This window comes from Pirellulales bacterium (assembly GCA_035656635.1).
Taxonomy (GTDB): Bacteria; Planctomycetota; Planctomycetia; order Pirellulales; family JADZDJ01; genus DATJYL01.
Map to the genome: position 1 here is coordinate 17974 of DASRSD010000006.1, position 14713 is coordinate 32686.

General features: G+C 56.8%; 12 protein-coding genes. 7 read left to right on the plus strand and 5 right to left on the minus strand.

From position 1 onward, the window contains the following. The first annotated feature begins 29 nt into the window (after positions 1 to 29). From epmB to VFE46_00570, 3 genes are read left to right on the plus strand one after another with little or no spacing between them, the layout of a single operon-like run. Positions 30 to 1067, plus strand: a complete 1038-nt coding sequence (gene epmB, locus VFE46_00560) for an EF-P beta-lysylation protein EpmB (GenBank protein HZZ26466.1) — start codon at positions 30 to 32, stop codon at positions 1065 to 1067. Positions 1068 to 1081: 14 nt separating this feature from the next. Then, positions 1082 to 2116, plus strand: a complete 1035-nt coding sequence (locus VFE46_00565) for an NAD-dependent epimerase/dehydratase family protein (GenBank protein ID HZZ26467.1) — start codon at positions 1082 to 1084, stop codon at positions 2114 to 2116. Positions 2117 to 2157: 41 nt separating this feature from the next. Continuing rightward, a complete protein-coding gene (locus VFE46_00570; protein HZZ26468.1) occupies positions 2158 to 2889 on the plus strand; it encodes a CPBP family intramembrane glutamic endopeptidase in 732 nt (243 codons plus the stop codon). On the opposite strand, the gene VFE46_00575 is transcribed toward VFE46_00570, so the two are convergent. Next, positions 2886 to 3401: a hypothetical protein gene (locus VFE46_00575; GenBank protein HZZ26469.1), complete on the minus strand. Its 516-nt coding sequence runs from the start codon at positions 3399 to 3401 to the stop codon at positions 2886 to 2888. The two genes, VFE46_00570 and VFE46_00575, sit on opposite strands and share 4 nt — an antisense overlap. A gap of 315 nt (positions 3402 to 3716) precedes the next feature. Next, entirely contained in the window at positions 3717 to 5291 is a 1575-nt protein-coding gene (locus VFE46_00580; GenBank protein HZZ26470.1) for an amidophosphoribosyltransferase, read from the minus strand. A gap of 329 nt (positions 5292 to 5620) precedes the next feature. Between VFE46_00580 and proB the strand changes: the two genes are divergently transcribed. Together proB and VFE46_00590 are read left to right on the plus strand one after the other, a co-directional pair. Next, entirely contained in the window at positions 5621 to 6793 is a 1173-nt protein-coding gene (gene proB, locus VFE46_00585) for a glutamate 5-kinase (GenBank protein ID HZZ26471.1), read from the plus strand. A gap of 55 nt (positions 6794 to 6848) precedes the next feature. Further along, positions 6849 to 8171 (plus strand): hemolysin family protein, encoded by a 1323-nt coding sequence (locus VFE46_00590; protein ID HZZ26472.1) that lies wholly within the window; start codon positions 6849 to 6851, stop codon positions 8169 to 8171. A 137-nt stretch (positions 8172 to 8308) separates the two neighbouring features. Here VFE46_00590 and sppA read toward each other — a convergent pair whose 3' ends face one another. After that, entirely contained in the window at positions 8309 to 10129 is a 1821-nt protein-coding gene (gene sppA, locus VFE46_00595; GenBank protein HZZ26473.1) for a signal peptide peptidase SppA, read from the minus strand. Between the two features lie 678 nt (positions 10130 to 10807). Between sppA and lexA the strand changes: the two genes are divergently transcribed. Beyond that, entirely contained in the window at positions 10808 to 11413 is a 606-nt protein-coding gene (gene lexA / locus VFE46_00600) for a transcriptional repressor LexA (protein ID HZZ26474.1), read from the plus strand. 159 nt (positions 11414 to 11572) lie between these two features. On the opposite strand, the gene VFE46_00605 is transcribed toward lexA, so the two are convergent. Beyond that, a complete protein-coding gene (locus VFE46_00605; protein ID HZZ26475.1) occupies positions 11573 to 12547 on the minus strand; it encodes a DUF1501 domain-containing protein in 975 nt (324 codons plus the stop codon). 269 nt (positions 12548 to 12816) lie between these two features. On the opposite strand from VFE46_00605, the gene VFE46_00610 reads away from it, so the two are divergent. After that, entirely contained in the window at positions 12817 to 14355 is a 1539-nt protein-coding gene (locus tag VFE46_00610) for an alpha/beta hydrolase-fold protein (protein ID HZZ26476.1), read from the plus strand. Between the two features lie 67 nt (positions 14356 to 14422). Here the strand turns inward: VFE46_00610 and VFE46_00615 are convergent. Further along, a partial coding sequence (locus VFE46_00615; GenBank protein HZZ26477.1) for a hypothetical protein occupies positions 14423 to 14713 on the minus strand: 291 nt, incomplete at its 5' end.

Below are 14713 nucleotides of genomic sequence, written 5' to 3' on the forward strand. Positions count from 1 at the left end.
CCTACTTCGATTTTCTATGGAAACGGGTTATGTTATCGAGAATGATTTCAAAATCACTTGTTTCTCGTTCCGCTGTCCGCACCGCTTCGGCCGCAACTTGGCAGCAGGTCATGAAGGAGGCGGTGCGCGACGCCGGTAAGCTTTGTCGGTTGTTGGAGCTGTCTGAAGAATTTGTAACCCAAGCGGCTCAGGCAGCCGAACACTTTCCGGTATTCGTGCCTCGGCCGTTTTTGGCTCGGATGCGACACGGCGATCCGGCCGATCCGCTACTTCTCCAAGTGTTGCCCCAGAATCCCGAAACGGCTACGGTTCCAGGATTTACCGTGGACCCTGTCGGCGATCTTTTCGCAACGCTTCAGCCCGGTCTGCTCCAAAAATATCACGGGCGTGTGTTGATGGTAACAACTGGAGCGTGCGCCGTCCATTGCCGCTATTGCTTCCGCAGGCATTTTCCCTATTCCCAAGCGCCCCGGTCACTTACCGATTGGCAACCCGCTTTCGAACAAATTGAAGCGGACGATAGCATTCACGAAGTTATTCTCAGCGGCGGCGATCCACTCACGCTGGTCGATTCTTTACTGGCGCAGCTTGCCGACCGCTTGGCGCAAATTCCACATTTACGGCGAATTCGCCTGCACACACGCTTGCCCATTGTTATTCCCCAACGGATCACGGCCGAATTGTTGAATTGGCTCACCGCCACGCGCTTAACGCCCATGGTGGTGGTGCATATCAATCACCCGAATGAAATTGATGCCGCGGTGATTGCAGCGCTTGAGCGGCTTCTCGATGCCGGTGTGCCACTGCTAAACCAGGCCGTATTGCTGCGCGGCGTGAACGATAGCGCCGATGTTCTTACCCAGCTGTGCGAGCAGTTAGTGAATTTGCGAGTGTTGCCGTATTACTTGCATCAACTAGATCGCGTGGCCGGTGCGGCGCACTTTGAAGTGCCCATTGCGCGCGGTCAGCAAATCATCGCCGAGCTGCAAACCCGGCTGCCTGGCTACGCCGTGCCGCGCTATGTGCAGGAAATTCCCGGCCGTGAACACAAAGTGGATTTAATGTAGGACTCGTTCCATTAATGGCCAATGTTTTTGTCACCGGCGCCGGCGGATTCATTGGCACGCAGCTGGTATGGGCATTGCTGCAGCGCGGCGATTTGGTTCATGCATTCACGTTGAACGGAAAATTGACGCCGCCGCCGGGCTTCTTGCCAAACGACCAGCCTGATTTTACTCATCCGAATGTCAAGCTTGTGACAGGCAACATCACCGACATCGACAGCCTGCGCCACGGCATGGCCGGCTGCTCGCAGGTGTACCACTTGGCAGGTTACGCGAAAAACTGGGCGCCCAACCTGGACCCGTATATTCAAAACAACATTATCGGGCTGGGTCGCGTTTGTGCAGTTGCTAAGGAACTCGGCGTGCAACGGGTTGTATGGACCTCCACCATGCTCACCTTCGGTCCGACCGCAAGCGGTGTGATCGGCGAGGAAAACACCGTTCGCACGGCGTCCTCCTTCACCGAATACGAACGGAGTAAGGCGGCTGCAGAACATGACGCCGCCCAATTCGCCGCCGATGGCCTGCCGCTTGTTACCGTCAATCCCGGCCGTGTATTCGGCCCTGGTCGCTTGACCGAAGGCAATTCAATTTCTCGGCTCATCGACATGTACGATCGGGGCAAATTCCCCTTTTTGCTCGGCGGCGGCCGCAACATCGGAAATTGGGTATTCGTCGAGGATGTAGTTCAAGGCCTGATCCTCGCGATGGAACAAGGCCGCGTGGGCGAAAAATACCTGCTGGGAGGGGAAAACGCTTCGCTCAAAGAGTTTTTCGCGCTGGTCGATAAAATCAGCGGCCGGCGGCAGTTCCAAATCACCATTCGTCGCCCCGCAGCAATGGTTTATGCTTGGCTGCAGAAACAGCGTGCCCAATGGTTCGGAGTGTATCCGCAAATCACGCCCGATTGGGTCCGCCTGTTTCTGGCCGATTGGGCCTACTCTTCGGCCAAAGCTCAGCGCGAGTTAGGCTACCGCATTACGCCGCTGGAAGAAGCGGTTCGCAAAACGTACGACTGGCTGCTGCGAGTGCGGACAGCAAAACTAGATTGAACCCATCGCACATCCACTACATTCCTTTTTGATGGCCTTGAATGGCACTGGCTCCCCTCGTCCAACTTGCCCGTGAAATGCTCCGCGGCGAAAACCGTCGGGCCTCCATCATTGTGCTGACCAGCGCCGCGTGTTTGACCGCTTGGCAGTTGACGGGAAATTACAATTTTTGGCTGGCCCATTTGTCGGGCTGGATGGCATTGGGCGTGGAGCCCAAAATCGCCGCTGGAATTTGGTGGCTGGCCGATAGCGTGCTGTGGCTGGGATTCATCCCGGTGTTTGTCGTCAAAGTGGTGCTCCGCGAACGACTGAACGAATACGGCATTCGCTTGGGAGACCTGCATTTTGCTGCAGTGTGTTGCCTGCTGGTTGCACCGCTGGTAGTGGCCATTGGATATTTTTCGGCCCAATCTCCCGCCTTTCAGGCAATTTATCCGCTCGATCCTGTGGCCCGGCAATCGCCCACGGCGTTAGCCTGGCATTTAGCCGGCCAGTTGCTGTGGTACGCCGCCTGGGAATTTCATTTCCGCGGCTTCTTACAGTTCGGACTGGAAAAATCGTACGGAATTTCGCTGGGCATTTGGATTCAAGCCCTGGCCAGCACGCTAGCGCATTTCGGCAGGCCCGGCACGGAGGTTTTCGCTTCCATTCTTGCCGGGCTGCTATGGGGCGCTTTGGCTTGGCGCACGCGCTCCTTGCTGGCCGGCTTCGCCCAACACTGGCTGCTGGGCGCGAGCTTGGATTTTTGCCTGTGTCGGGCGGCATCCGGTTAGAAATCCGGTTCAGCTTCTTCATCAAATTCTGGAAGACGGATATTCCCGCGGTTAATATCAATGTAATAGATGCCCATCGACCGAAGTTTTGCGAGGATCAAACTGACACGTGGCCAATGAGTGCCGAATAACTCCCTATTGTTCTGATGCTGCTCGGCTAATGCTTCTGCCGGAAAGTCCGGCGGCCTATCAAGATACGCCCCGGCAAAATCCAGAATATAAGGCGGCCTTACCAGGCTGATCTCGATCACTCTTAATTCATCGTCCCAAGCCAATAATTGCGGAACTTCAAATTCATTGATGCGATCCACTTCCAGTTCAGCTAATCTTGCATAAACAACCCATTCTCGTTCATACTCCATTTGGCGATCAAACACTTTAACCGCCGAGAGCCGCGTTGAAGACCACACCTGTCCATTAACGCCGCTGCCCAGCGTCTTAACCAACTCGATATTTCGGCTTTGGGCGAATTGATGCGCACGCTCGGCTGCAGAGGAAAATGGTGCTGACATGCGATTATCACCTGCCCCCGTCGGTCATTCTGCCCGGGTTCGTTTGAGCCTGCGCGCATCTGGCCACGTCGTGCCATTATCTCAGGTTGGTCCGGACTTTTGCATTTCGCGAGAGCCGGTCGAACTCTTACCTCAAAAAGCCGAAATCGTTGTGCAAATCGACGGCGAAGACCACGTTTACCCAGTGTATCTACCCAAAGGCATGTCTGCCGCGTCTCAGAAATCGATGATTGAACTGCTATCCAACGCGCCTATTGTTGCGAGCTGATTAGTGCTTCCAAAAGTACGACGATTGTAAGTGCCGCAATCGTGAAGCTACAGCGCCGCGGCGCTTTCGTACGTCCGGCCGCCGCCGGCACAATCTGCCTGTTGCAAGGCAATTTGATAGAGTTTTTGCCCGTACGGCGTGGGGTACTCGCCGGTAATGCAGGCCTGGCAAAGCTGATCGGAATCGAACCCAATGGCCCGGGCGATCGATTCCACCGGCAAATAGCGGAGCGAATCGGCCCCCAACCGTTGGGCCATGGCGGCTTCAGCTTCTTCCGTCAATTGACCGTCTCGCAAAAACGGCGGGGCAAATAGTTCGCCAATCGTCGACATGTCGATGCCATAAAAACAGGGCGCAATAATCGGCGGGCAAGCGACCCGCACGTGAATTTCGCGTGCTCCGCCCATTTCTCGCAGGCGATGAATCAGCACCTTCATGGTCGTGGAGCGGACAATGGAATCTTCGACCAAAATCACACGCTTGCCTTCCAAAACTTCCCGCAGCGGCGTGTATTTGGTTTCGGCCTTTTGCCGCCGGCTGTTTCCTCCTTCGATAAACGTGCGGCCGGTGTAGCGATTGCGAATTAGCCCCTCCACGGCCGGCACGCGCAACCCATAGGCCATGGCATCGGCCGCCGCTTTGCTAGTATCGGGCACGGGCACCACGACGGTGTCTTTGTCGATTTTCAGCGTTTCCAGGCGCGCTAATTCTTCGCCCAAATGCTTGCGCGTTAAATACACGCTGCGCTCGTCCATCGTGCTGGCCACGTTGGCAAAATAAATCCATTCGAAAAAGCAATGTGCCTTGCGCGGCTGCCGGGCAAAGGTGTGCAACTCGAACCGTGACGGCGAAATGGAAATCATTTGCCCGGGCAACAACGATTTGATGCTTTCCGCCTGAAAGCCCAAATTCAACAATGCCACGCTTTCACTGGCCGCGGCAAATAGCGGGCCTTCCTTGGCGTAACATAGCGGACGGATTCCCAGCGGATCGCGCACCACCACCATTTCCCCCACAGCGTTTAAGAACACCAGGTTGTACGCCCCGTCAAACCGCCGCGCTACGTTGCGAAACACATCGACCAAGTCGGGCTGCCCGTCGCCGGAAAGCTCCCGGCTGATTTCGTGCATGATAATTTCGGTGTCGTTCTCGCGGGCCAAGTGATTATCGCCATCGGCCAGCAGTTTGGCCTGCAATTCGCGAAAGTTGGCCAACTGCCCGTTGAAGCCAAAGCTGAACCATTTGTGCCGCTGCAAATGATGCCGCTCGAACGGCTGGGCGTAATTGCGGTCGTCTTCCCCGCAAGTGGCGTAGCGCACGTGTCCAATGGCCGCCCGACCGGCGTATTGGCTCATCAAGCTTTCGTACTTGCCTCGGTGGCTCATGCGGAACACTTCGCTGACGCTGCCCACGTCTTTGTGCGTTTCTAGAAGCTGCCGGCGATCGGGGTCGTACGTGGTCATGCCCGCGGAAAGCTGGCCCCGGTTTTGAATATCCAAGAGCATCCGCGGCATTAACCGAGAGATTTCACCCGGACCCTGCGCCGGGCACAAGGGACTGGAAGCCGCGGCTGGCAAGTGATAGATCGCCGCCAAACCACATTCATGATGCAATTCGCTCATGGCACCCCGGGGATGAAAACGTAGGAAAGATGAATCAAGGGCTGGCGAAAAATTCGTGGGCACTGCATTGTACGGCTGCGAACGTGTTTGCTCAACAACGTGTCAAAACCACTCAAATCGGCCGTTAATTGCGTCAGTCTTTCTGCTTCCGTATAGGAACGGTATGTTATCGTGGCAGTTACTTCGATGTTCAATTTGACTCCAGCTTTTCCTCACTGGCCAGTGCGACCACCCACCGACTCCTGATTCTTGAACCCTGATCACAACTCCGGTTTCTCCACTAACTTCTCCCCCTAACCACTAATCACTAGCCACTAGCCACTTCCCCCATGCCCGACATTCTCCGCCAAGAAATTGCAGCCGCCGCCAACACTTGGGTGGTTAAAGTTGGCACGCGCGTGCTGACCACCGACGATGGCCTGCTCAATCAGGATCGCGTGGCGGCTTTGGCGGAAGAATTGCATTTGCTGATGCAGGCCGGGCGAAAAGTTTGCTTGGTTAGCTCCGGGGCCGTGGGCGCAGGCTTGGGACGGCTGGGCCTGAAAAAACGTCCCACCGATTTAGCCCGGCTGCAGGCCGTGGCCGCCGTGGGGCAAACCGCGCTGGTGGAAGCGTACGATCGCAATTTGAAAGCACACGGCCGCCACGCCGCGCAAATTCTGTTGACGGCCGACGATTTAGACAATCGGGCCCGCTATCTCAACATTCGCAACACCATTCTCACGCTGCTGGAGCTGGGCGCCGTGCCCATCATCAACGAAAACGACACGGTCAGCACCGAAGAGCTGCAAACCACCTTCGGCGATAATGACAGGCTGGCGGCCATGGTCACCAATCTGATTCGCGCCCCCCTGCTCGTGCTCCTCTCCGACGTGGCGGGATTATTCGATGGCGATCCGGCCCATCCGAACTCGCGAGTCATTCCCACCGTGGCTAAGCTGGACGACGATATTTTTTCGCTCGTCCGAGATAAAACCACCGGCATCAGCAAAGGGGGCATGGCCAGTAAGCTCGAAGCGGCACGGCTGGCAACCACCGCCGGGGAAAACGTCATCATCGCCAGCGGCAAGCAACGGGACGTGTTGCAACAAATTCATACCGGCGAGAGCGTGGGCACTTTGTTTCTGGCGCAAGGGCAGGCCGTGGCATCCTGGAAGCGTTGGATTGGCTTCACCGCCCAGCCGCGTGGCACCCTGGTGGTGGATGACGGCGCCCGAACCGCCATCCAGCGGCAGGGAAAAAGCTTGCTGGCCATTGGCATTGCCGCGGTGGAAGGGACGTTCCGCAAAGGCGACGTGGTGGCCATTCGCGATGCCGCCGGCGTCGAGTTCGCCCGCGGTTTGTCCAATTACTCCGCCGCTGATGTGGAGCGAATTCAGCGCCTGAAGACCGATCAAATCGCTACAGCCCTGGGCCATTGTCCCTACGATGAAGTCATTCATCGCGACAATATGGCCGTCACCGCAAACAGCGCAGCAGGCGGAAAGCAGAAAGCAGAATGATAATCTGCTATATTCTGCCTTCCGCCTGCTGCCCTCTGCCTGGGGAGATTCCGTTTTGCTCGGCACGCTGTTAATCATCCTGCTGCTGATTGTCGCCAACGGCTTTTTCGTCGCCGCGGAAATTGCCATTATCGCCGCACGCAAAGGACGGCTGGAACAAATGGCCGACGAAGGCAGCCACGCCGCCAAATTGGCCCTGGGCTTAGCCGGCGACCCCAACCGTTATTTGCCCACCGTGCAGTTGGGCATCACGCTGGTGAACACGTTCGTGGCGGTGTTTGGCGGCGAGGAATTAGTGAATCCGCTGGCGGAAATCATAGCCAAAATTCCGCTCGATTTTATCGCCCATCATGCGCATTCCATTTCGCTGGTAATCATCGTGGTGGGACTTACCTTTTTCTCGCTTTTGCTCGGCGAACTGGTGCCCAAGCAACTAGCCCTGCGACGGGCGGAATTGCTGGCCCGGTTAGTCGCCCCGGCGCTGCATTGGCTTTCGATTATCGGTCGACCATTTGTCTGGCTGATGGGCCGCGCCAGCGACGCCGTGCTATTTGTGCTGCGGGCCGGCAAACCTGCGACGGACGAGCCTACCGTGTCGCTGGTCGATATTGAGCACATGATCGAAACCGGCATGCAAGAGGGCGTATTGGAATCGGTCGAGCAGCGGGTGGCCATGGAAGCGCTGCGATTGGGGGAGCGCACCGTGCGCGATGTCATGCGGCCGCGCATCGATTTAGATGCACTCGATGTCAACACGCCGGCCGAGGAAGTCATTGGCGCCGTGGCCATGGCTGGCTTTTCCCGCCTGCCGGTTTACGAAGCGGATTTAGATCACGTCATCGGCTTTGTGCACATCAAAGATTTATTCCGCCAACTGCACTTGGGCTGGGAAATCGAGCTGCGCAAGCTGCTCAAGCCGGCGCTGTTTGTGCCCGAATCGATGCCGCTGGATCGGTTGTTGGAATTGTTTCAAGAGCAGCACAACCAATTGGCCGTGGTGCTGGACGAATACGGCGGCACCGAGGGCATGGTCACACTGGAAGACGTCATCGAAAAGCTGGTGGGCGAAATCCGCGAAGGGCACCGTTACGATCAGCAGCAAATGTTCGTGGAGCGCGGCAGCGGCACGTGGCTGGTCGACGGCACGTTTGGCGTTGCCGATTTAATCGAACGCCTCAATTTGCGAATCGACAATGACGAGCCGCGCAGCTACAGCACCATTTCTGGCTTGATCATGCACGTGCTAGGCCGCATTCCCACCGTCGGCGACACCACGCAGTGGCACGGCCTGAACTTCGAAGTGGTCGACATGGACGGCCAGCGCATCGATCGGGTGTTAATTAGCCGGCAACCGCCGCAGGCCGAGCCGGCATCTTGAATGTCTAATGACGAATGTCGAATGAAGCGCGAATGTCGAATCAGGTGCGGATAACGAAGCCCAAATGATTTTCGTCATTCGGATTTCGTCATTCATTAGACATTCGTCATTAGTGATTCGTCATTTTATCGTCGTCATTATTTCACGTGCACTTCAAACGGCAGTGCGTACACCGCCGGTTCGGAGAACAACTGCACGAGCGCTTCGGCCTGGGAAATCTGCTTGAGCAGTTGGCCAGTAACGCTCAGGCTGGACGACGGTAAAAACTTCGCTTCGGATTGCATCAGCGGTCCGCCCATCAATTCCTCCAAGAATGAACGGGGCTTGGGCAACAGCAGCCGCTCCACCTTTTCGTCGCCTTTCAGGCCGGCCAGCTTCTTGGCTTCGTTCACGGCGTCGTCCAGCGTGCCCAGCTCGTCCACCAGCTTGCTCTGCTTGGCCATGCGGCCGGAGTACAAGCGTCCGCCGGCTAAAGATTCCAAATCTTTGAGCGACAAATTCCGTCCCTGGGCTGCCTTTTCCGTGAACTGGCGGTAGCAATCTTTCATGGAGCGCATGATAACTTCACGCTCCGAATCGCTAAACGGCTCCTCGGAAGACATCCAGCCGTTGTTCTTGCCACGGCTGATGCTATCGGTCGATATGCCGATTTTGTCGAATAACCCTTTCAGCGCCAATTTTCCCCCCACGACGCCAATCGAGCCGGTCAGTGTTCCCGGCTCCGCGAAAATTTTGTTGCAACCCATCGAAATATAGTAGCCGCCGCTGGCTGCAATATCGCCCATGCTGGCCACGATGGGTTTTTTCGCTTTAATGCGCGTGATTTCCCGCCACATCAGGTCGCTGGCCATGGCCGATCCGCCAGGGCTGTCAACCCGCAGCACAATGCCGACCACCTTCGAATCTTTTTCCGCGTCACGCAGGGCCTTAATGATGGTTTCGCTCCCCAGCCGCTCGCTCATCATGCCGCCTTTGCTTTCCCCGGTATTGATTTCGCCCACGCAGTACACCACGGCAATTTTCTGTGCGGAACTGGCCTTGCCGCGGGGCTCGCCGCCAGAAATCAGCTCAAACATTTTCATGAAGCCCGCGAAGCCCGACATGTCTTCCTCTTCCAGTTGCTGCTTGCCGTAATCTTCGGCCAGCACCACTTCCTCCACGTGTTGCTTCTGCGCCAGGTCTTTGCGAAATTCGTCCAGGTACGCCACCTGGTCGATCAATCCCACTTCCTTGGCGCGGTCGGCCGTGAACAAGCCCTCGTCGATAACGTCTTTTACCTTGCCGGCATCCAGCTTCCGCTCGGTCGAGACAATTTCCACCAGTTGCTGGTAATAATCGTCGACGACTTTTTCCGTTTGTCCGCGGAACTCGGGGCTCATTTTTTCGCGCGTCAGCGGTTCATCCGCCCCTTTGTAATCGCCCATTTGCAGCATGTCGGCCTTAATGCCCAGCTTGTCGAGCAAACCCTTGAAGTACGTAATTTCCAGCCGCACGCCGGAAACCGTGAGCTCGCTTACCGGCGGCATAATAATTTGATCGCACGCACACGCCAGCAAATAACCGGCGCTGCGCGTCTCGTACAAATCGGCATACACTTTCTTGCCGGCCTTGCGGGCATGCGCAATGACGGCCCGCAATTCGTCGACTTTGCCGCGGCCTAAATCGGCATCATTGATGTGAATGACAATGCCATAAATTTTGTCGTCATCGGCGGCCTTGTTCATCCGTTCCATCAGCCGCCCCAGGTTCGGCTGCATTTCGCCAAAGATGCCTGGTTGCGTGGGCCCTTCCGGATAACTTTCGTCCAGCATGAAGCTGGCCAGCGTCAGCTTAGATTTCGATTTGTCGGCCGCTTTTTCGCTTTTGTCGCTGGCGGCTTTTTCGTCGGCCGCCCCCGCCAACCGCGTGGCCAAAAACACACAAACCACCGCCAGATAACCGATTCGTCGCAAGTGCATCGCATCCGTCTCCTGAATTCAAGCTGAAAAATCCGCGGTCGGTCGGCTCTGTTAGCCGTCCTTTAATCCATCCAATTAGTCTAGTCCTGGAATTCCAATCAAGCTAGCGCGACTAATCACCCCGGCCCTTCCGAACCCCCTGAATTCGGCCATGGGTTGCCCAAAATTCTCGATAAATCCAGTAATTTCGCCCATTTTCACGTAACGTTCAACCCGCCGCCCCTCGGCTACAATGCGGGGTATGAAATGCGATAGCTGTGGCGATGAATTCGATGACAAGGGGAAGCTCTGCCCTAAATGCGCCCAATTCAAACGGAAGCTCCGGCTCATTCTCATCGTCGGGCTGCTCGTGCCGGTGGGGCTTATAGCACTGCACTTTCTACTGCCGAAAACTAGCGGCAAGCCGTTGATAACTAACCCGACTGGTCAGTATCCACACTATCCCTGAGCCGTCCCTCAGAGTTTTTGGGCAGGATTCTTAGTTTTTGGGCAACTCGACGTTTTTAGACAAAGCCCCAAATGACTGATTATTTGTACAGAATAGTGTTTTTTTATACAGACGGGAATATTTATGCAAAGCCATCTTGACTGTGAACAGGCGTATATTAAACTTCGGTAACGGGCAGACGGGCCCGATGTGGAATTTTGTCCGTCATATTCATTAACCCAGGTGGCACGATGGCCGATATGGAACAACTCACCAAACGGCAAAAGCTGGTGTACGAATTCATCCGCGACAAAATTCGCAATCGCGGCTACGGCCCCACGGTGCGGGAAATTGGCGAGCATTTTGACATCGCCTCGCCCAATGGCGTGATGTGCCATCTCAAAGCCCTCGAGAAAAAAGGGCTCATTTCGCGCGAGCCCAACATGTCCCGGGCCATTCAACTGGAACACGATGAGAGGGGATTGCCGCTGTCGGGCCGCGTGGCCGCCGGCGTGATGCACGAAGCCATCGAGCAAAACGAGCGGCTCGATTTTGAGGCCGTGTTCAACAACAAGCGCAACAATTTGTTCGCGCTGAAAGTCAGCGGCGATTCGATGATCGACGCCCACATTGACGACGGCGATTTCGTGATCATCCGCCGCCAGCAAACCGCCCAACCGGGCCAAATTGTGGTGGCGCAAACTGCTGATGGCGAAGCCACGCTGAAGCGCTACTTTCCGGAAAAAAGCAAAAAGCGAATTCGCTTGCAACCGGCCAATCCGGACATGAGCCCCATTTATGTGAAAGACTGCCGCATCCTGGGCATCGTTTCCGGCGTAGTGCGGAAGGTCGAGTGAGTTAGAAGCGGTTAACAACTAGCGATTAACAATTAGCTGCTAGCCCAGCAACCGAAATGATCCGCCCCAAGCCAACGACTCGTTCGTCGGCCGCATCGCCTCGTCGCCTTCCAATCTTCAGGGCACACAAAAACAGATTCGGCCGATTTGAATCCGCATTCAAATCAATTCCGCGATGGGCTCTACGGTGGGCGGAAGCGTGGCCGGGTTGAACTGGAAATGACGGAACATCATGGCCAGCACATTTCCCGCACGGTACGGCTGGCTGCGCGATCTTTCGCGCTCGCCGATGGGGCCGGTATCGCCAACCACTTGGCCCGTTTTCAATCCGCCGCCGGCAAATAGCACGCTGCCCGATGTGGCCCAGTGATTGCGCCCGCCGTGTTCATTCAGCCAGGGCGTGCGGCCAAACTCGCCGTGGGCAATAATCAGCACGTCTTTGTCCAGCCCGCGCTGATACACGTCGGTAATGAAATCGTATAAGAGCCGATCGTACGCTGGCAGCTTCTCGCGCAATTCCTGAAAGATGGTTAACGACCGCCCCAACACCCGACCATGTGTATCCCAATTGCCGTGCGGCAAGGCAATGGTTTGGCTGCTTTTGATTTCGATGCGGCGAGGCGCGGGTTCATCCTCCGCCTCCGTTGCCATCGTTTCCGTAGACCGAACCAGCACCTCAATTCGGCAACCCGCCGGCGCTGCAGCATTTGAATTCATCACCGACGGATCATGCCGGTCCGCCATTTCCACGCCGTTGACAATCGCAAACTTGTCGGCAATTTTCGCGTGCAGCGGCAAATGCTCGCAGACACGCATGCCGGGCACATTGGTGCTGATCGCCCGAAACTCGCCGCGAATTTCCGCCGGCGCAGCGGGCTTCATGTCGTACATATCTAACTGGCTGGGCCCGCCCGGCAAAACCACGTACACCACCGACTTAACGCCTGGCGTCAAACGCACCAGCGGCTTTGGGCCACGCTGCTGCACGGTTTGAAAGGCCGCCATTGCCGGGCGAGATAAAAACTGCGGCAGCGCCAGGCCGCCCAGTGTTACCGCCCCGTTTTTGAGAAACTGTCGGCGATTGCCCCCCGCGTTGTCACTTCCCGAAGCACAACCGCCTGTGAGCATTTCCATTGAGAGTACTCCCTGTTCTGGCGGAAACTCGGCCGAATCGTCGCCGGCACAAACGTGGTGTCGGGGCAAGCGGTCGATACGGTGCAATCTAATCTCCGGTTTCCCGGGCCGCAAGATAGCAGCAAGCAGCCGGAATGACCAATGACCAAGCACCAATGACCAAATAAGATTGCTTGTTGGTCATTGGGAGGTGGTCATTGGGATTTCTGGCAGCCTACAATAAAATCAACTCGGGTAGTAATTGCCCTGATGATTTTTGCGGAAAACGAATGTTGCGAACTTGGATGAGAACCGGCGCCGGCCTTGGCGCTGCGCTATTGTTGCTCGCCGCTCCCGCGGCAATTTACGCCGCAGCCACGGTGTTTGAAGTAACGCTTTCTCCAGCCATTTCCCAGCAGCCGAAAAGCGGCCGATTGTTTCTGTTTACCCAGCCGCTGGCCGAAGGAGAAGCAAGCAATCCACGGACGGCCTCCGAGCCGCGATTTGGCCCGAACTGGTTTGCCCCGGAGCCGTTTTTTGGTTTGGACGTGCGCGATTTTGCTCCCAGCCAATCGCGGCAAATGGACGACAGCGCCGACGGCTTTCCCGAAAAACTTTCGAAATTACCGCCGGGCCGGTATCGCGTGCAGGCCGTGCTACAGCACAATCCCGATGCCGCATCGGCCGGGCGCGGCGAAGGCAATTTCTACAGCGCGGCCCAAGATGTCGAAATCAACACGCGGGCTACGGAGAAAGTGGCGCTGACGTTGGATCACATTGTGCCGCCCGAACTGTGGCCCGAATCGCGCTGGGCGCAAGAAGTGAAGCTGCCCAGCGATTTGCTCGGCAAGTTTCATCATCGGGAGGTTGTTCAGAAATGCGGGGTGGGGCTGCCGGCATCGTATTACGACCAGCCCGAGCGGCGTTACCCGGTGATTTACATGGTTCCCGGCTTCGGCGGCTCGCACCGCGAGGCCTTGCAATACGCCAACCAACCCCCGACGCCCGACCAGGGGGAAGAAGAATTCATCCGCGTGTTTCTTACCGGCGATTGCTTGTGGGGACATCATGTGTTTGCCGACAGCGCCACCAACGGCCCTCGCGGCACGGCGCTGGTGCGCGAATTGATTCCGGAAATCGATCGTCGCTTTCGCACCATTGCCGACCGGAATGCGCGGTTTTTGTACGGGCACAGCTCCGGCGGCTGGGCGGTCCTGTGGCTGATGTTGAATTATCCGGAAGCGTTTGGCGGCGTGTGGAGCGCTTCGCCCGACCCGGTCGATTTTCACGATTGGCAAGGCATTAACTTGTACGCCGATCCGCCGCAAAACATGTACGCCGACGATTCGGGCAACCGGCGGCCCATCGCCCGCGCCGGCGACCGGCCCGTGCTGTGGTACGACGCGTTCACCCACATGGACGACGTGCTGAAGCGCGGCGGGCAGTTGCGCTCTTTCGAGGCGGTGTTCAGTCCGCTAGGGGCCGATGGCGAGCCGCGCAAAATGTGGGACCGGGCCACGGGGCAAATTAACCCCGACGTGGTTCGCGCCTGGCAAGCGTACGACATTCGCCTGCAAATCGAAAGGCATTGGCAAAAGCTGCAACCGTTGTGGGCCGGCCGCGTGCACATTCTGGTGGGAGACCGCGATACGTTTTATCTCGACGGAGCGGTGCACCCGCTGGCCGAAGCGCTGTCACGGCTGGGCAGCGATGCCGAAGTGCAGTTTCTGGCCGGCGGCGGGCACAGCGACATTTTAACCGCTGATTTTTATCACGGCATTCGCCGGCAGATGAGCGATCTTTTCCGGCAGGAGCAAACGGCGCACTGAATCGCTGGATAGCCCGACTGACACAGTCGGGCTATGTAGAAACTGTCGCACTACACCCGAGTGGCTCTCATTTTCCCGCCGCACTGGGCAAGCCGGGAATGTTGAACGGATCTTTCGGTCCGGCCGTGTGTCCGGCATTCTTATCTTCGGGAGCTTTTTTCTTGACGATGTCCCCCTGGCCAAGATGGATTTTGCGGTACGTTTCGTCCCCGACCACATAATACCAATCGGCAAAGCGGGCGTTCAGCTCTTTGGCGCGCTGCTCTCCCTTTTTGATTTTATCCTTGTACTCGTCTTCCGTGCGTTGATTTTCCTTCTCGATTTTGTCGCGCTCCGCTTCTAAAGCTTCCTGATCTTC